The organism is Vibrio sp. 1F279, assembly GCF_041439815.1.
Lineage (GTDB): Bacteria > Pseudomonadota > Gammaproteobacteria > Enterobacterales > Vibrionaceae > Vibrio > Vibrio tasmaniensis_A.
In genome coordinates this window covers 1-18,196 of sequence record NZ_JBGOOU010000055.1, presented here as the reverse complement: position 1 = coordinate 18,196, position 18,196 = coordinate 1, and the positions used below count along the sequence as shown (strand labels likewise).

General features: G+C 40.6%; 15 protein-coding genes and 1 pseudogene. 13 read left to right on the top strand and 3 right to left on the bottom strand.

From position 1 onward, the window contains the following. Positions 1-53: 53 nt before the first annotated feature. The 5 genes from ACED60_RS23895 to ACED60_RS23875 all read left to right on the top strand — a co-directional run bounded on the left by ACED60_RS23895 (position 54) and on the right by ACED60_RS23875 (position 2,447). Positions 54-500 (top strand): DUF1566 domain-containing protein, encoded by a 447-nt coding sequence (locus ACED60_RS23895; RefSeq protein WP_241810814.1) that lies wholly within the window; start codon positions 54-56, stop codon positions 498-500. A gap of 79 nt (positions 501-579) precedes the next feature. Beyond that, positions 580-786, top strand: a complete 207-nt coding sequence (locus tag ACED60_RS23890; RefSeq protein WP_102579919.1) for a hypothetical protein — start codon at positions 580-582, stop codon at positions 784-786. A gap of 32 nt (positions 787-818) precedes the next feature. Next, positions 819-1,516 (top strand): IS1 family transposase gene (locus tag ACED60_RS23885; protein WP_371708483.1). Its coding sequence is split into 2 segments (ribosomal slippage): positions 819-1,068 and positions 1,068-1,516, totalling 699 coding nucleotides; the frame shifts between segments, so codons are not numbered across the junction. Between the two features lie 30 nt (positions 1,517-1,546). After that, on the top strand, positions 1,547-1,801 hold the full coding sequence (locus ACED60_RS23880) for a restriction endonuclease subunit S (protein WP_102579920.1): 255 nt from the start codon (positions 1,547-1,549) through the stop codon (positions 1,799-1,801). 520 nt (positions 1,802-2,321) lie between these two features. Continuing rightward, positions 2,322-2,447 carry a helix-turn-helix transcriptional regulator gene (locus tag ACED60_RS23875; RefSeq protein WP_371715287.1) on the top strand — a complete coding sequence of 42 codons (126 nt, stop codon included), beginning with the start codon at positions 2,322-2,324 and terminating at the stop codon, positions 2,445-2,447. A gap of 263 nt (positions 2,448-2,710) precedes the next feature. Here the strand turns inward: ACED60_RS23875 and ACED60_RS23870 are convergent. Next, a pseudogene (locus ACED60_RS23870) lies at positions 2,711-3,040 on the bottom strand (IS3 family transposase); the annotation flags it as partial. Positions 3,041-3,329: 289 nt separating this feature from the next. Between ACED60_RS23870 and ACED60_RS23865 the strand changes: the two are divergent. The 6 genes from ACED60_RS23865 to ACED60_RS23840 all read left to right on the top strand — a co-directional run bounded on the left by ACED60_RS23865 (position 3,330) and on the right by ACED60_RS23840 (position 12,238). Further along, positions 3,330-3,524, top strand: coding sequence for a hypothetical protein (locus tag ACED60_RS23865; protein ID WP_102579922.1), 195 nt, complete (start codon positions 3,330-3,332; stop codon positions 3,522-3,524). A gap of 194 nt (positions 3,525-3,718) precedes the next feature. Then, positions 3,719-6,832, top strand: coding sequence for a helicase-related protein (locus ACED60_RS23860; RefSeq protein ID WP_371728613.1), 3,114 nt, complete (start codon positions 3,719-3,721; stop codon positions 6,830-6,832). Continuing rightward, complete coding sequence (gene drmB / locus ACED60_RS23855) at positions 6,832-8,649, top strand: DUF1998 domain-containing protein (RefSeq protein WP_102579924.1); 1,818 nt, start codon at positions 6,832-6,834, stop codon at positions 8,647-8,649. The genes ACED60_RS23860 and drmB overlap by 1 nt, the downstream gene beginning before the upstream one ends. Then, the gene (locus ACED60_RS23850) at positions 8,646-10,019 is read left to right on the top strand and encodes an AAA family ATPase (RefSeq protein WP_371728612.1); all 1,374 of its coding nucleotides are present in this window, start codon (positions 8,646-8,648) and stop codon (positions 10,017-10,019) included. The genes drmB and ACED60_RS23850 overlap by 4 nt, the downstream gene beginning before the upstream one ends. Continuing rightward, a complete protein-coding gene (locus ACED60_RS23845) occupies positions 10,019-11,446 on the top strand; it encodes a hypothetical protein (RefSeq protein WP_371728611.1) in 1,428 nt (475 codons plus the stop codon). Before ACED60_RS23850 ends, ACED60_RS23845 begins: the two co-directional genes overlap by 1 nt. Positions 11,447-11,764: 318 nt before the next feature. Continuing rightward, positions 11,765-12,238 carry a hypothetical protein gene (locus ACED60_RS23840; RefSeq protein WP_102579928.1) on the top strand — a complete coding sequence of 158 codons (474 nt, stop codon included), beginning with the start codon at positions 11,765-11,767 and terminating at the stop codon, positions 12,236-12,238. A gap of 208 nt (positions 12,239-12,446) precedes the next feature. On the opposite strand, the gene ACED60_RS23835 is transcribed toward ACED60_RS23840, so the two are convergent. Beyond that, on the bottom strand, positions 12,447-12,863 hold the full coding sequence (locus ACED60_RS23835) for an LPD25 domain-containing protein (protein WP_371728610.1): 417 nt from the start codon (positions 12,861-12,863) through the stop codon (positions 12,447-12,449). Positions 12,864-13,404: 541 nt separating this feature from the next. Between ACED60_RS23835 and ACED60_RS23830 the strand changes: the two genes are divergently transcribed. Beyond that, entirely contained in the window at positions 13,405-14,631 is a 1,227-nt protein-coding gene (locus ACED60_RS23830; protein ID WP_371728609.1) for a type II restriction endonuclease, read from the top strand. 122 nt (positions 14,632-14,753) lie between these two features. Then, entirely contained in the window at positions 14,754-16,424 is a 1,671-nt protein-coding gene (gene dcm / locus ACED60_RS23825) for a DNA (cytosine-5-)-methyltransferase (RefSeq protein ID WP_371728608.1), read from the top strand. A 47-nt stretch (positions 16,425-16,471) separates the two neighbouring features. Here dcm and ACED60_RS23820 read toward each other — a convergent pair whose 3' ends face one another. Continuing rightward, positions 16,472-17,314 (bottom strand): HNH endonuclease signature motif containing protein, encoded by an 843-nt coding sequence (locus tag ACED60_RS23820; protein WP_102579932.1) that lies wholly within the window; start codon positions 17,312-17,314, stop codon positions 16,472-16,474. Positions 17,315-18,196 lie beyond the last annotated feature (882 nt).

Below are 18,196 nucleotides of genomic sequence, written 5' to 3'. Positions count from 1 at the left end.
CGACACTCACGGCCACCAAAGATGGCATCCCCAGCAATACGGTGGAGGTGAATGTGTGTAACTTGGCTGGTACATGTATTGATATCTACGATAGAGGTAGTGGTAAGTTGCTTACCAATTCACCATCAGCGGCCTATCTAGACAGCATTGGCGGTAGTGCTACAAACGGTACTCATACTGAAAGCGGAAATTCCGGCCCAGTTGGTGGTGATTTTTACCTATTCGACTGGAATAACGCAAATGCACTGTGTACTACCTACAACACCCATAGTCTCGGCGGACGAACTAACTGGCGTTTAGCAACAAGAGACGAGTTAAAAACGGAGCTATACGACGCATTCGGCCCGATGTTTATCGCGCGCGGTTGGCCGACCAACTACTACTATTGGTCGGCGACTCCTAATGGTTCTCTCTATTACGACGTGGACCTCGTCAATGGCTACGTCTTCAGCAACCAGCCGAGCCTCACGGGCTACGTATCCTGCGTCTCAAATCCTTAAAGTTGAGCGTTTAACGTTTTAATTTTAGTTTTTGAAGTGCCAGAGTTGCATCTGGCACTTTTTTAGGGGGGGAAGATAAGTGAATATTGAAACTAAATTAGTATTGGTTGAAAGCAGTCAACGTATTGTTGGCATAAAAGAGGGGATGTTTGTACGTTTCTATGAGCAATCACTCTTTGGTTGGCAGCAGTGGGTATCTAAACAGGGCCAATTACCGACATTGAAGGTGTTAAAGAAAAAGGTTAAGAAATTGGGTCATGACTCCAGCATGGTGAGCTTGAGTTAGAATGGTAGTCCCTCAACTCTGAATTAAAAATTATGGCTACTATTCAAGTTAACTGTCGGTTTTGCAACCAAACGGAGTATGTTCGTAAACATGGTACTGGTGTGTCAGGCTTTCAGCGGTTTCGTTGCCTTGAGTGCAAACGCTCATTTCAACTTGATTATGCTTACGAGGCATATAAACCTAAGGTCAAAGAGCAAATCATTGATATGGCGATGAATAGTTCTGGTGTAAGAGAAACAAGTCGTGTCTTAAAAGTTGGCTATAACACGGTACTGCGCACTTTAAAAAACTCTCGCCGAAACAAGTCACCTCAATACCTTTCGATAGAGCAAACATCTCTCTCATCTGTGAGGTCGATGAACAGTGGTCATTCGTAGGAAACAAAAAAAATCGTCGTTGGCTTTGGTATGCATTGGAGTCCGGTTATAAACGCATCATTGCTCATGCCTTTGGTAAGCGCAATACAGATGAGCTGCGAGCGTTACTCGCTTTACTTAAGCCATTCGACATCAGTTTCTTTTTCACCGATGATTTCAGCGTCTACTCGAAAGAATTGCCAAAAGAAAAACATGTTGTAGGGAAAAGGTTCACTCAGCGGATTGAACGAACCAATTTGACTTTGCGTTCCAGATTAAAACGTTTAGTGCGTAAAACTATCGGCTTCTCGAAATCGGAAGAAATGCACGATAAAGTGATAGGGACTTTCATTGAGCGAGAGTTCTACCACTAAATCAAATAATTGGCGTCACGACCTACAAAAGTGTGTTCTGGAGGGACTCCAAGTACACGAGTTAAAGAGTTTTATATCGACGGGACAGTACCTTGGATTAAAACTAAGGAAGTGAATAATTGTAAGGTTTTTTCTACTGAGACCTACATCACTGAAGATGCCATAACGAAGTCTACCGCAAAGTTAATACCGGAAAACTCGGTAATCATCGTTATGTATGGTAATGGTGATACTGCAGGTAGAGTCGCAATTAATAAAATTCCAGTTGCTACAAATCAAGCCTAGCTTATTACCAACTATTTTAAAGCCATCCCAATCACTTCCAACGCCCAGTTCTCTATTGCAACCGAACCTCATCAGTCTCTTGCACTCTGGGGGTATCGGTTTTCCGAAACTTATTTATGTCCAGAGGCGTGTCAGCATGATCGTCGTCAGCATGATCGTCTGTGAACTAGCTACATAACGGTTTTAATGAGTTTAGAAAAAGCGTCGCAATTAGGAACCGACTTACACACCCTAAAGATTACCGTGAAATGATGGTAAATGGAAAAGAGATCGAGCAAATTAAAATTGCTGAAGAGTGGTTTCATTCATTGTGCTTGCCACTAATTGAGCAGGCATTTGAGATTGAAAAAGCCTAACAAATTGCTTAATAGTGACAGCTAACCTTTGGCACTTTCGGCTCGGTTGAGTTTAGTGATTACAGTCGCTTTGCTTAGGTCCAGCGATTTAGCCGCATCTTAGCAAGGCTCTGACGGATCCCCTCATATTTTCCCTAGTCCTACATTGTGTGTGAGCCTTTGATATTAGTCGAACTACCTTTTGGAGAATGAGACAGGACGAAGCATTCCCGAAACCGATCATGGTTTCAAAGCGCTCTCCTCGTTGGAGCGAGCAAGAGGTACATAGGTGGTATGACGCTACTAGGTAGGGGCGTGCAATAGATCTAGCGCAGCCCCTTTTCTCTAGATAAATTACTCTGATTCAGCCTGACTGGACGCTTAACTAAGAGACATTTTGCTTTTCAAGGTGCATTGGGCTTAGATACTCAAGAGCACTATGACTTCTCTTCCGATTATAAATTAGCCTCTATGTACACGAAGACCGTTTAGCGCATCTCGTCTTACGTCATTATCAGCTCATATTTGATCGCTTCCATTTTCATAGAGTGGAAGAAGTTCTCAACACAAGCGTTGTCCCAACATTTTGGTTATCACCTTTCTCAGCCAATCCCTTCTGAATTTGTCTTGAGTCATCATGTTTTTGCTAACATCAAAGGTTTCTTTGATCTTTATATCAAGCGTTTGGTGAGCTACCTCGTGTTGAAGCGCCTTGTGGCGATTCTCAACCCAGTAATAAAACCCACCTCGGGAAACTCAACTCTGAACACCTTGCACATGCGGACCATACTGAAACTCTGCAAGTATTCGAGCATAAATTCATAGCAATTTACTTTAGATTTTTTGTGAAGTAGGTGGCGGCCTTTTTTACGCTTTCTAGCTTTTTTGCGTGCTCTGCCAGTTTCAGGGTTTCTGCTTTTAATTTTAGGGTAATGGGTAATACGTTTCTTCTTGCTTGCCGTGGTTCACTTCGTTAGTGATTGTATTGATTTAACTCGGTGTCTAAAACTGCTGGTGCGGGTCCAAATAGTATATACCTCGATTTTTGATGTTGCTGGTGAAAATTAAAGGAGTTTATTTTTCTGGGTTTACTATCTTTTCTGTAGAACTTTGTTTCATAGTGAGTTTAGTCAAATAATAAATATGCATGTCATTGTATTATTCCTAAATTTACTAACTATGGGCGCTGAAAAATGTCTAGATCAATCAGAGACCTTAAAAAAGGAACTGAGGTTCCGAAGGCAACAACTAAAGAAATTGCAGAAAAAGAGCTTGAAGCCTTAAAGAAATACCCTGATTTAGCTGCACAAAAAGGGGGGCGTGGTTCGGGTAGTTTTAGAGAAGGGGGCGCGCATGACTCAGGTAGAAGTTACTTCAGCAAAAAGTAACATAACTCAAGGGTAATCACATCCTTATGGCGTTTCACTTTCTGATTTGCAATTAGTTGAGTAGTGTGCGTTATATAAAAGGTGATTAATTACAACTAAAGATTGATGCAAGCTATTAATCTGGAATAATACCCATAAATGGAACGGTGTTTCGTAAGCCTGATATTCCCCCATCTTAAGTATAGAGAACAACAATGAATGAGTTTACTCAAGCCAGGCATGAACTGGTTGGTTATCTAAAGTCGCAACTTATTGGTCCTGTTAATGGCGAAAATGAGGAGCTAAATGATGCCCCTCAAAAGCGCTATTTAATGGGGACTCTATTTCCTGTGGCAGCTTGCATTGACGACTCTAATGATAGCACTGGTGCTGATTCAAATTCAGAAGCTCTAGCAAATGATTTTAAACCTTCGTCAATGGCCATTTCCTTTGCTGTTCAGGCTAACTCGTCATTATGCTTACATATTAATGCTGGTCGTTATACTAAAAAGGCCTTCTCAGAGTGGCAGCGTCATCCCTTATTTCATGAAGAATCGATAAAAGAGCTCATAACGCAAAAGAAAGTCATCTTAGACGGAAAGGCTCGTTTAGATATTAAAGTACGCCCTTTAAGCTCGGGAAAAATCGTGACAATAGCACTCTCAAATAATGCGAGTTCTGGCGAGCGTTTAGACCCTGAAAAGTGCTTATTCCAATGCGGAATTAAGGTCACTGTACTTGAAGGTAATATTCAAGAGTACCCTAGTAGTGATCGTTTTAAGTTAGATGATGAGCAACAAGAGTTGAATCTCACGTATCGAAAACGAATACCATGGGCCGTAGGTCACGGTGTTGCTGTAGATTGGTCATTTGATGACAGAGGAATACCAGACTGCTTATTTACGGAGACAATACCATCCCACGAGGTTAAAGACTTTAGCACTGATATCGATTCGGAAAGGTATCCAGATCTTGACAGCAGCATTCTTAGTATTACAAAGATTGCAGACCCCTCTTCTGCGACAAATGAAGAACTGCTTGATGGTTATGACAAACTCATTGATACGTATCGTTCTTGGATAACTGAACTTGAGAATGAAGTATTAGATAAGCGATTCTCAAGCGCTAAAAGTCGCATTATTGAAAGACTAAAAAATGCCGTAGCTAGAATGAGTGGTGGTGTCAGTGGTTTAAGACAATCCAAAGTAGCTATGGAGTCATTTAGAGTTGCCAATAAGGCGATGTTAATGCAAATGATCCACAGCGGGAAAAAGTATGCGGGTGAAGCAAAAACTAAAGGTACTTCGTATGAGGCACCAGAATACTTTTCTAACGAAGTCATCAAAAACTTTAAATGGCGTCCATTCCAATTGGCGTTTCAGCTATTGGTCCTTGAATCTATTATTCCAAACAAAAGTACCGGCGACTTTCCTGTATCGCATGAGGAAGTGGACCTATTATGGTTTCCAACTGGTGGTGGTAAAACAGAGGCTTACTTAGCAGTAGCTGCGTGGGAATTGATCCACCGTCGCCTAACCTTAGGTGAAAAAGGTGGAGGGACCGCTGTGATCAAGCGCTATACTCTGCGCTTGTTGACTTCGCAACAGTTCCAGCGAGCAGGGAGCTTAATTTGCGCTTTGGAAAAACTTAGAAAGTCTGATGAACGCTTAGGTAATGAATCGTTTTCTCTTGGATTATGGGCAGGAAAAGATAGTACCCCTAATAATTTTCAAGATGCTCACGATAAAGTCATGATTATGCGAGATGACCCTGAGCCCGAAAATAGTTTTCAACTTCAAGTTTGCCCTTGGTGTGGTACTGAGATTGTTCCTAAATATTACTCTTCTGATTGTAATTCATATGGAATTCGCTCCAACCCAGACAATAAATTTGAGTTTTTTTGCCCTAGTCATGAGTGTGATTTCCACCGTCATTTACCAATCCAAGTTGTCGATGATGCGTTATACATGAAGCCCCCTAGTTTACTGATTGGTACTATCGATAAATTTGCGCGATTGACTTGGCAAGAAAGAGCGGCTGCATTCTTCGGTGATAAAAAAGTACAGCCACCATCATTGATCATTCAAGATGAGCTTCATCTTATCTCAGGCCCACTTGGAACTATTGCTGGTATTTATGAGGCTGGCTTTGACACCATAATGGAAGTGTTAGGCCATAGGCCTAAGGTAATAGCTGCGACTGCAACGATTCGAGCTGCACAGCAGCAAAGTATTCGACTATTTGGAAGACAAGTAAATATATTCCCTCCTTCTGGTACAGATCAGGCTGATTCGTTTTTTTCAAAAGAAGAAGAAAATAAGCCGGGGCGACTTTATCTTGGTGTTATGCCGTCTGGCCATACAGGACAAACATCACTTGTACAAACAAGTTCGGCAGCCCTTTTAGCGCCGTATGAATTAGGGTTTAAAGACACGCTGTTAGATAGTTATTGGACGCTTCCTATTTATCACAATAGCCGAAGAGAGCTTGGTAAAACGATGACTTTAGGTCGCGATGATATTCCTGAGCGTATCAAGGTTATTTCAAAAGACCAGTACGACACGAGAACTGTGTCTAATGTTGAAGAATTAAGTGCTGGAGTCAAAGGTTCAAAGATTCCTGAGGTTCTAGCAAGGTTAGAAAAAGAAACGCCTGAGGCGATCGATATTCTTCCATGTACGAACATGATTTCGGTCGGTGTTGATGTTGAGCGACTGGGTATGATGTTAATTGCAGGGCAGCCGAAATCAACAGCAGAATACATTCAAGCATCAAGTCGTGTAGGTCGTAACAAAAAGCGGCCACCGGGTATTGTTATCACGCAGTATTCACCAACTAAACCTCGTGATCGTTCACACTACGAAACCTTTAAGAGCTATCACCAAGCTCTTTATCGTTATGTTGAACCCACCAGTGTGACTCCTTGGGTCAAACCTGCTCTTGAGCGTGCATTACATGCATCACTTATTGCTGCAGTGCGAATCACGGGCTACTTAAGAAAAAATGAGAGTGCAAAACATCTCGATGTACATCACCCAGATTTTGTACAGATCTATAAAGCATTCCAGGCGCGTATTCAGCGGGCGATGAAAGGAATGTCGAAAGCTGAGCAATTAGAAACACTCGACTTTCTAGAATCTTTGGTTAGTCAATGGTTAGAAAGGTGTAATCGAACGTCAAAACCATTAACACACTATGATGGTGGTAAGCAGTTTGAGCCACTTATTCAATCTTTTGAAAGCTCTCAACATGATGAGGCATGGCGTACTTTGAATTCTATGCGCAATGTAGATACTGAAACACACCTATTTGTAAGAGGAGAGCGCTAGTGGCTAGCTCTAATCGTTCATATCGTAGTTCCCAACTTATTACGCCATTTGGTCCAGGCTCTGTGATAGAGATTGGTGATGAGTCTTTAGTTTTGGCAGATCCAATACATTGGCCTAAAAGGTTAGATGAAATCAAGTTAGACCGACTATCTAGCGAGGCCGGTGTATGGGCATTGAAAAAACCTCCAGTAATCAATAATAGATTTACTAAGAAAGATGATATTGGTCCACATAACGCTCTTATGACAGTACGTTTTCCAAAGTGGATGTTTTGCCCACGCTGTAAAAGAATGGAATTGTGGAAAAATGAAACTGGAAAAGTGAATGCTGAAGGTATTCCCGTTTGCGCCAACTCAGCGTGTAAGAAAAAGGAATTAGCGCCGATGAGGTTCGTCGCTGCTTGTCAGCATGGACATTTACAAGATGTCCCTTGGGTTTACTGGGCCCATAAATCAGGAAAGCATAAAACATGCGAACATCCTGAGTTGTATTTTTTGTCTAATCCAGAATTAGGCAGTGGCCTTGATGCGCTATACATTGAATGTAAGAACCCAGAGTGTGGAGCTAAGAACTCTCTTAAAGAGATCATGAGTCAAAACGGGTTAGCGGGCGTTAAATGTCAAGATACTCAGCCATGGGAATATAAGCCTATCGATCAACAACTCTGTGAAGAACCATTGCATGTATTGCAACGGGGCGCGAGTAACCTGTATTACTCCATTGTTCGCTCTGCACTGGATATCCCGCACTCTCCATCCAGCTCCGGTAATAAACTATATGCACGTATTAAAGAAACTGATGAGTTTGATGACTTAATGAAAGCTCTGGCTGATAAAAAGGAGCGCAGAGTAGAGTTTTTTGCTGATGAAATTGCAGAAGAGTTAGGTATTTCCATCGAAGATGTTTTAAGTGCCGTGAATACGAAAGAGCGAGAGCAGAGAACATTTAAGATTCCTAAAGATGAAGATTTAAGAGTTGCGGAGTGGGAAATCCTATCTTCGCCAGATATTGAAAGTAAAGAAACGCCGAACTTTAAAGCAAAGCTCGCGAGCTTCGATTCACCTCCAATGTCTAGTTTTACAAAGATTATTAAACGTGTTGTTTTATTAGAAAAATTGCGTGAAGTACGTGCATTTTGTGGTTTTGAAAGAGTATCTCCCAGCGACAACATCGTAAGTCCTAAAACCAGCACTGAAAGCCGTTCTTGGCTACCAGCTACCGAAGTTTTTGGTGAAGGTATTTTCATAGAAATGAACTTGGCTGTTATTAATGCTTGGCAACAGAATTTACCGCTAAAATTGAGGCAACGACTCGAAACATTGAACCGGTATCACGCGGAGTTGAGTTCAACTTATTTACCTCAACCAAGTGCTAAGTTTCTTATTTTACATACATTAGCACACCTGTTGATACGACAATTAAGTTTTGAAAGTGGCTACTCTAGTGGATCTTTAAGAGAACGAATTTACGCTGACGAAGAGCAAGCAGGGCTACTTATTTACACTGCAGAGGGGGACTCTGAAGGTAGTTTAGGTGGTCTAGTCCAGCAGGGTGATGTGAACAGACTTTTGCCTGCAATATTAGCTTCCTTAGAAACTGCTCACTGGTGTTCAAATGACCCTGTATGTGGTGAAAAACAGGAGGTGGGTGTTATGGGGTTAAATCAAGCGGCTTGCCATTCTTGTTCAATCATTTCCGAAACAAGTTGTGAAAATAACAACCTACTGTTAGATAGAACAATATTAATTGGGAACGATGAATATGAAGGTTTCTTTAGCCAAGCGATTGTTTCTGCACAAAAGGAAATCGCGTCATGAGAATGCCTAACACTCGACAAATCAGCGAAGAACAACAAGATATTTTTGAAGATGCACCTATAGATGGAAGTATCTTGGTCACTGGGCCTCCCGGGACCGGAAAAACAGTAATAGCTTTTTTGCGGGCGAACCTCTTATCAAAGAAAAGAAACGAAGTAACGGTCTTGATGTTCAATCGTGTATTGAGGCGCTACACAGAAAATGTAGCGAGTGAAATTGAAGGAAAAGTTCAGTCTAAAACAATGCACTCATGGCTTCCCGAATGGTGGCGCCAACAGAAGATTTCAGCATCTGATACTGAGACTTTAATTGTAGAGGGAGATAAGGCGTACCTCAACTGCCCCTATGAAGACAAAGATGAATTAAAAAAAATAGGTGGTCAATTCGAATGGAATAAGATTAATCCATTTACCCATAAAAAGGGGATGTGGTGTGTCTCTAAAGAAAAGTATGACCGAAATCCTGATGCTTATAGTGCCTGGACTGGGACATCATTCGATCCTCCAAGACAAACTCAGTGGCAATTTGATTGGTTAGAGATGCGAGACCTATACTTGGAGAAAGATCCAGATAATTTGATTGACTGGGGGCATCTAATCATCGATGAAGCACAAGATTTTGAACCTGGGTTATTTTCATTCTTACGCCTTAGTGCAAAACAATTGGAGCATGGTGGGTTAACAATTCTAGCTGATGAAAATCAACGCTTAGAAGAGTCGAGACACTCAAGCTTAGATGATATTCGTACAGCTCTAAAATTGAAAAATAAACCTGACCGTGAATTTAGTTTGACTAAAAACTTCAGGAGCACCAGTCAAATAGCAAAAGTGGCAAGCCATTTTTATGTTGGTTTGCCAACGGGCGTTCCTAAACTACCAGATCGACAAGGAAACATACCTCAGTTGGTGATAATGGGTAATACCGAACAGCAAATTCAGTATATATGCCGATCATTGAGAAATAGAGCAGCTCTCGAGGTAGGAGTTATTGTTGATAATGATATTGATAGATCTCTTTTCGTGGACGAAATAGAACGACAACTTCCTAACTATACTGTACAATCATACAGTGGTAAAAATCCTAGAAGTAGCGAAAATCTTTTGTTTGATAAACAAGGAGTCGTTACTGTATTGCATCGTAAAAGTTGTAAAGGTTTGGAGTTTGATTCCGTTTTTATTCCTCAATTACAATCATTTGCTGTTGACGATGCAGACCTCATAACGTTTAAAATGAACTTATATGTTATGTGCTCTCGAGCTCGTGAAGAACTTGTCTTTTTGTGTAACGGAAGTACGAATTGCAATCCTGCTTTTTTTGAACACTTCCCGAGCAAAACATCAGGACTAATAGATTATAGAGAACAGAAATAATGGAAATGAACTCTAACTCACCGTGCTATGTCATGCTCCCAAAACGAAACCTAAGTCGTTATGTTCTCACTTATGAGTTGTTACCTCTTGAACTTTGCTTTGAAGTGAACGAAAAAAAGGTTTTTTCAGAAATTGAACTGCAATCAATGATCGCTCAAAATTTGATTGATGAGAAAGTTGTCGTTCTAAGATTGAAAGACAAACTAACATCTCTTTATCAGCCATTCTCCAATATTACGAAATTGGGTTTTACCAACCAAGATAGCTTAGACATGTTTATCGATCGAAGTTATGAGAACTACGATTTAAGTTCTATGGAGTGCTATGTTCTTGAGAATGATGAAGCTAATGTAACTTTGCCGTTAGATATAGCAGAACCTCCAACAGTCGAGAAACATTTGTTTTCGAAAAAGATGGCCTTTAACGACGCTATTATCGCCGCAACTCATAGTACCTTACTGTCTTCAAACGACTTCTCAAGTGAGTTAAAGCAGTATCTAGGCAACCCGGAACGATTACTTGAAGCAAACCTTAGTCATTATGTGAGAGACCAAGAACAGCTAAAAATTGCCGCTATATTCTATAGAATATGCTGTGACTTCAATATTGATAATGGTTGGCAGCTAAGCGAAGTGGTTGAGAAATTTAAGGCTTTAGTTATTACTGAAAATATAGCCTCTCAAGATGTCGATCGTTGGGTAGAAACTGCAGAAAAGATCATAAACAATGATGACGTTAAACTTATCTATACAGATGAAATTAATGTTGCATTGAGAGCTATGATCTTGGTTTTGTTAAACCCAGAAAAACAAAACATCGATGCAATGAAAGTCAATCTAGGTGAAGGGCTAGGCGAAGATGTTTATGCACTCGCTAACCTATTCGCATTAGCTCGAACTGGATACAGTTACTTAAGTGCTGACGATAGAAAGCAACTAAAAGAAAGAGCTGAACTACAACTATTGAACGCAAGTTTATATAATGAAATAACAATAGACGTAGAGGCCACATTCGAGCCCGAAGAAGAAAATATTGAAATTGAATGCAATGATAAATTCTCGCTAACAGAAGTTCCTTGGCTTAATTGTGAAACGGAAAACCTGTTTAGTCTTAAGCATGTCAAACCTATGTCGGGGTTTGATTTGGCTCTTGTATACAAGGCAGGTGAATTATTTGCGTGGCGATTGATTGATGCCAACGGCGAGAAAGGCCTAGATAAACTTAAGGGCCAGTTAGCTCTAAACCTACTTGCGATCCAAAAAGACTTACCTTCCTCTGTTCGTGCAGAGTTAATTGAATCCCACGGGTTACTTTTAACTTTGCCACTTGAATGGTTGACTGACCCTGAAGCTCATGTCTATTTTGAAGGTATATTGTCTCTTTTGATCAGTATTAAAGTAGCTCAAAAATCGAGTAAGATTATTTGATAATCTCAAGCATGGCTAAAGAGCTTACTTTAGCCATGCACTTTAATACTTAGCCCAAGCTATTATCACTTCTACAAAATGTTCGAAACCTGCCTTTTAGACTGTTAGTCGACTTTAACTTTAAAGTTCAGATGATTGATGCTTGCTTGGTCATTGCTACTTTTGATAGTTGTTCGGACAAAGATCAAAATAGACTCGCCTATTCGTATGTTCTCTGGTTTCTTATCTGAATTTATTTGTTGATCATATACTTGCACGTAAGTGAACTTCAATTTAATGTGGTACAATATTTGAATTATATTAAAAGGTCGGTATGACATGAAAGACATTGAAAAACAAAAACTTTTACAATCCATAGCGCTTTTTGCATTTGCTTATAAAGGTAATACAGATCATCTTGATTTTGAAGATAATGACGCGGGAATTGAAATAGAAAATTTAGCATTCTCAATAGCAGAAGATATGGGATTTGATATCAATGCTCATGAATCGTATCTCAGTCGAGCTACTGTTTTAGAACGTTGTCGTCTGATGTTAAAAGAACTGGTTCTATTACTAGAATCAAAATTTTTGGAGCAAGATCGATTGTACATTTCGATTCTTGATTGCCCAGAGTTTAATTCAGCAGAGTATCTATTTAACCGTGAAGAACGAGTAGAAAAGCTAAAATTAGAGATTTGGACTGAATCTATGATGGATACAAAGCAGCTCAACTCTATTGGTAGTCTCAACGTGTTTGAAGGTGTTCTTCCTAGTGAACAGCAAAGCTTTTCTGTTTTTAGAATCAAGTAATATCATTGTTACAAGCATAATCTATTAACTATTGAGTGTCTCAGGGGGGAGTCTTAAGTATTCGTCCCCCAAAAAATGAAGCATCGAAGGTTCATATAAGTATTACTCGAATGACTCAATCTACTCTAAAGCAATAACATCTTGTTCTCTGTCGATTTCCTGCTCATATACAGTTCTGTGTGAGTAGGGGCTTAAGCCCCTAACTAGATTAAATACCTTTTGCCAAACGTACTTTTTTAAACGCGGTCTGGCGACCATTAGCCACTTGTTGGCGATTAAGTTGATACGACTTCAATAGCACTACGAGTTCTTTGCCTTGAGAGTTGGTTAGATACCAATGATCCGGCTCTGATTTCTTTAGATATTCTGAATATTCCAGAATACGAAAGCAATGATCAGCGAAGCCGGTTTCATTACCTCCACACCCTAAATCAATCCGACATCGATGCTGATGGCCACCTTCGAACTTTACCGTTACTTCTGTTTTGTCGTAACCGCCTAATGGATTATCCAAAGCGGCTTTAAGTGCGATTGCCTCAAAGATTTCAAACTCAAACTCTTCATCGGTTTGTAGCCTGAAAGATTCAGACCAATGAATCAAGACTGACAGCGGTGCAACTTTCATTGTTGTAGAGCCTGACGGATGCAACGGGGATACGTTGCTCGCTTTTGCGGGCGGAGGATCGAAGTGGCGTAAACGAATCGTTGAAACCCACCCCGAGGACAGAGTAGGGCACAAACATAAAGCACACTCAGACAGCACTTGGCCGCGAAAGTGAAAGCTTGTCTAGCCCTGATTGTGACCGGTACGGCCAAGACAACGTAAAGCACGTTGTTTGTGATTGAAGTGGCTTGGTTGAGCCACCGAGGAGTGAGGTACGAGCGAAGAGGTTCGCGAGATAAAGCATGGTTGCCCGTAGGGTGCTATCACCCCATTAATTACAACGTTATAGAACACTTGTATATGTAAGCTCAGACTTGCGTGATAAACATCTCAAAAATCAACAACTAAGGATGTTTATAATGTATTAACTAATGATAAGTACGAAAGTAACAATGCTTCATCGTTACTGGCTTAGATTATTTCATTAAAACTCATAGCGACAATCAAAAATAAGTTGTTGATTAATAATCTTTCATTTAATCGTAGTTTCACCGGAGTCATCATGTTCGAACAGCTCGCTGATATTTTTTCTTCTGCCGCCTTTAAGTATCTTTCTGTAGTTGATGCTGATCCTGGGCGATCAAACCAACATGAAATTGGAGGCTTAGTTGCTGCAGGTATAGGGCGACAACTTGGTACTCCTAATGACGGTAGTCAAATTAGTATTCCAGCGACAATGGTATACCTTGATGCAGATGATGAGCAGCCTTTAATCTGTGAAGATAAAGTGACTTGGTACGACGCTCGATATCATAATGAAACTAGGGCCCCGGAGTGGCGACTTTATTACAAGTCTAACGATGTAAGCAACCGCTTCCAGCCTGGTGATTTTTTCATGATTGCTTTAACGACGGAGGGGAATCTACTAATGATATTTTGTTCTCCAGAAAGTGATTATGAACTCCAAATTCGGTCTCTATTCGGTGTAAGAGACACCGAAACGAATGAGCGAGGGCTTACCAGAGTGATAATGGACATGGCAGTTGCAGCACCTATCAGGCTCATGTTTGCCCGTTATGGAATCGAAGTTGGCAATGACGGTACCAATTATTTGGATAGGATCCTTGACCGATTTGGTCCTGCGTTTCCAAAGACAAGAGAGTTTTCTAGTTTTGCTCGAAGCTTAACTGAGGATATATGCCCGGCATCTCACCCAGACCAGGCACTGTTTAACTGGATGGAAGCTGAAGAGTCTGCTTTTCGGCAATTAGAGAAACATATAGTACAAGAAAAGCTTCGAGCTGGTTTTGGCGAAAACGGCGATGACGTAGATGAGTTTGTTCGTTTCTCACTAAGCGTGCAAAATCGAAGAAAGTGCAGAAGTGGACACGCTTTTGAAAATCATATTGAAGAAATTTTGATTGCTTCTGGGATTAACTTTGAAAGAGGAGCAAAAACAGAGGGTAGGCAAAAGCCAGATTTTTTGTTTCCTAGCTCTGCAAGCTACGCAAACCTAGATTTCCCAGTAGAACAACTACGAATACTTGGTGCAAAAACGACCTGCAAAGATAGGTGGAGACAAGTGCTTGCTGAAGCTGAGCGTATTGACCACAAACACCTAATTACAATGGAACCCGCGATTAGTGAACACCAAACAAACCAAATGAGAGATAAAAATTTGCAACTGGTTGTCCCCGAAGATCTTCATCAACACTACCTTCCTGGGCAGACTGAATGGTTAATGACCTTCCGTGAATTCATTGATGAAGTAAAAGGGCTGACAAGATAAGTCGGGTAACCTAAATAGTGCTGACACTGTCATAGGTATATTCCTCATAAATAACAAACAAACTTAAAACTGGGAGTATTGTGTGGTAATGTGCACACAAAATTCCCAGATAAGAGCAAATAATGCGCTATAAAGAGATACTGAAAGGCGATAGAGATGATGAGCTTCGTTTTGAACATAACCGCCAAGAAACTAATAAACTTCTTAAGTTGCTTATCGAGATCTACGACCAGAAAAATTTAGCCATTAAATTTCAGCAGCTGGGCGGGCAATACGCCGAAGTATCTCGAGAAAAACTAAACCGCTGGAAAGTCTCACCAGAGTCTAGTGCTATCTGCTTCCATGAGAAGGCGCTGGATGATTTACGTAAAAAATTACTACCGCAGAAACCTTCCCACTGGGACAACCCTAGTTTTACTTTTATCGACTTATTCGCTGGCATAGGCGGTCTTCGTAAAGGATTCGAAGATCAAGGCGGAAAATGCGTATTTACCAACGAATGGGACACTGCAGCCCGACGTACTTATCTTGCCAACCATTATGTGGATGAACATGAACTTCCATACTTTTTAGATAATGATAAAGAGAACGTCGATAAGAATACTTCTTACATGGACATCACCCAAATTACAAAAAGCGGTGATGACAGTGCAACAGAAGCCGATAAGCAAGCTAGTATTTTAAAGCATATCCCCAAACATGATTTACTGCTTGCTGGCTTTCCTTGCCAACCATTTTCATTAGCCGGTGTTTCAAAGAAAAACTCCTTAGGGCGTGCGCATGGTTTTGAATGTGATACCCAAGGGACGCTATTCTTTGACGTTGAGCAAATACTGATAACACGTCAACCTAAATACTTTGTGCTGGAAAACGTTAAAAATCTGAAAAGCCACGACAAGGGCAACACATTCGCCACAATCATCCGCTCTCTTGATCGCGCAGGCTATTGGGTTGCTGATGTTTCTAACGTTGATGATGATATCGAAGAAGCTATTAAAGAAGTTCGCAAACGTAAACCTGAGCCTACTGTGATAGATGGAGCTCATTTTACTCCACAGCACCGTGAACGAATCGTGTTAGTAGGAGTTCGTAAAGACCTAGTACAGACGAATCCAAGCTTGGCAACGTTATCATTGTGTAACATTGAAAAACCACAGAAACGCTATACCTTCGCTGAAATATTATGCCCACTAAATGACGAAGAAAAAAAGAAGTACACACTAACTCCCAACCTTTGGAGCTATCTGTACCACTATGCATTGAAGCACCAAGCAAAAGGTAATGGCTTTGGCTTTGGCTTAGTTGACCCAAGAAATCCTAATGCCGTCTCAAGAACACTTTCAGCTCGTTATTATAAAGATGGCTCAGAGATCTTGATTAACCAAGATGGGCTTGAAACAGAATACTTATTGGATAACCGAGAGTACGGTATACGTAAGAACTTAGAGCGTGACAACGTAGCGAAGATCTTTGCAGATAGATACACAACTGAAAACCCAGAAACAAGTGATAAAGAGTATAAGCTAGCCTTAAAAGAAGGTGAGAGAAAGTATGACGAACTACATGGTCGCTACGCGCCAGAGTTTGATTCACTTTACAAAACACCAAGACGTTTAACTCCGCGTGAATGTGCAAGATTGATGGGCTTCGAAAAGCCCGAGTTTGACCGTAGTGAAGCAGATACTGACTTTAGAATTGTATGTGCCGATACAGCTGCTTATAAACAGTTTGGTAATTCCGTAGTGGTTCCAGTGTTTAGAGCAGTAGCGAAACTAATTAAAAAACACATGTAAATCTGGAATAATATAACCTCCCGTTGATTTCTAGGAGGTTATATTATTTATGACATAGCTTTTCTACTTAAGAACTCTCTTGCATGAGAAACTAAGGAAAAACGAAGTTCTTTAGATAATAATACTTTATGATGGGACAAAAACGACTCATCATTTATAGTTAGCGCACCGTTATGGGTGATTTCAATAACACGACTGTCATAAGCAATATGGCAGTGTTTACATAAACATATGCCGTTATTCGGGTTTGCTCTGTTCTTTTTGTCGATAGCATAAGGAACAATATGTGCAGCATCGAGAAACAAGGTGTTATTTAACCCACAAACAACACATTGATTCAGGCATAAAGATTTTACCTTTCTCGAAAAATCATATAAGTAAGCTCGACGCTTGACTAAACCCCACTGGTCTTTAATTTCAAAATTGTTATTACCCTTCTTAGTATTACTATTTTTTAACTTCGGATTAAATAGATTACGTTCATAGGCTAAGTCTATGATTCTATCGAACATGTCATCACATAGCTTTGCTATTGAGTGAGACCAACCCAATAGGTTAACGTCAATGATACCTAAACGCTTTCGATTGTTCTTTCCCTTCTGAGGATCTATACATAAAGGCGAGTCAAAGTAGTAAACGTCATTTAAATGTGCGGTGTAAACAATTCTTACGTTCTTAGTTCTTAAGGCTTCCTCTTCTGTAGGTTCTCTTTCTTCAAGCCTAGAGACTGTTCCTACTGCAGTAAAAGAATAGTCTTTAGTTTTATCTAAGAATAAAAATGAGTCTCCAGGGGCAACTTTTATTGAGTGCGTATTATCAAAAACATACTGCTTGCTGGGCACATCTGGGTATAGTGTCTGTTTACTAAGCTTGAAAATCCAATAATTCATCCAATTAATTACACGTTTACTTAAGTTACTGGATAATATACTTTTTCTATGGGGGAGGTACAATGCATAAACATGACACGATCACCGCTGCGCAAATAAAAATTAGTGATGATGGCTATTAAAGCGAAGATACCACAGCCCGAATAAACCTGTTATATCAAAGAACGAGGCGCTGCTTTGGGGGGCAATCTCTTCCGACTCTCATGCCTTTTGGCCACAGCGTATTAACCACTTCCGCTGTTTCATAACATAACGCGCCTTGAGCGGGTTCACATATGTTCATCATGCTAACTACCTAGCATTCACCCGGTTGTGGTTATCAGGAGGATTGTCCTCTCACGATTCAAATCCCGAATGGTCATGACCATTCTTCATTACATTGTCAGAGCCGCTAATTTATTTAGGATCCTAGGTTCATCTGGTGATACAGATGGTTCACACGTTAAGCGGTGAGCAGCGCTTCATACGACTTCACGTCGCACGCCCCAAAGTTTGTTAGTAATGTCTGCAAAGTCAATTTAGCATTGAAAGGGCGTTCTAGCGCTAATTTCAGTTAGCTGTAATCTCGTCATTTTTAGCCTGTACTTTAGGGGGTAAAGTGCCCCTGTATAAGAGTAACTAGGCGTTAATGTAAAAACAGTGTGGTCAAATCTACACCCCAACCCCTTCCAATAGGGGCGTTTTTCATCGATAATTTAGTCTCTTAGCAAAAACAAAGACTAATTGGAAAGCGTTCCCAAGATGCCCCTGTATTTTCAATTCTTCACCACACACCACGTCATAATCTGGCGATTATGGATGGTTGTCTGTAGTAAGTGTCTGATAGATAAGCGATGTGTAGTTTGTGTCTTTCATTGGTATGGCATGCTTTCACGAAATTTC

Coding starts and splice junctions, on each gene's coding strand:
- ACED60_RS23820 (WP_102579932.1), bottom strand. CDS start 17,314: ATGAATTATTGGATTTTCAAGCTTAGTAAACAGACACTATACCCAGAT.
- ACED60_RS23840 (WP_102579928.1), top strand. CDS start 11,765: ATGAAAGACATTGAAAAACAAAAACTTTTACAATCCATAGCGCTTTTT.
- ACED60_RS23865 (WP_102579922.1), top strand. CDS start 3,330: ATGTCTAGATCAATCAGAGACCTTAAAAAAGGAACTGAGGTTCCGAAG.
- ACED60_RS23850 (WP_371728612.1), top strand. CDS start 8,646: ATGAGAATGCCTAACACTCGACAAATCAGCGAAGAACAACAAGATATT.
- ACED60_RS23860 (WP_371728613.1), top strand. CDS start 3,719: ATGAATGAGTTTACTCAAGCCAGGCATGAACTGGTTGGTTATCTAAAG.
- dcm (WP_371728608.1), top strand. CDS start 14,754: ATGCGCTATAAAGAGATACTGAAAGGCGATAGAGATGATGAGCTTCGT.
- ACED60_RS23835 (WP_371728610.1), bottom strand. CDS start 12,863: ATGAAAGTTGCACCGCTGTCAGTCTTGATTCATTGGTCTGAATCTTTC.
- ACED60_RS23845 (WP_371728611.1), top strand. CDS start 10,019: ATGGAAATGAACTCTAACTCACCGTGCTATGTCATGCTCCCAAAACGA.
- ACED60_RS23830 (WP_371728609.1), top strand. CDS start 13,405: ATGTTCGAACAGCTCGCTGATATTTTTTCTTCTGCCGCCTTTAAGTAT.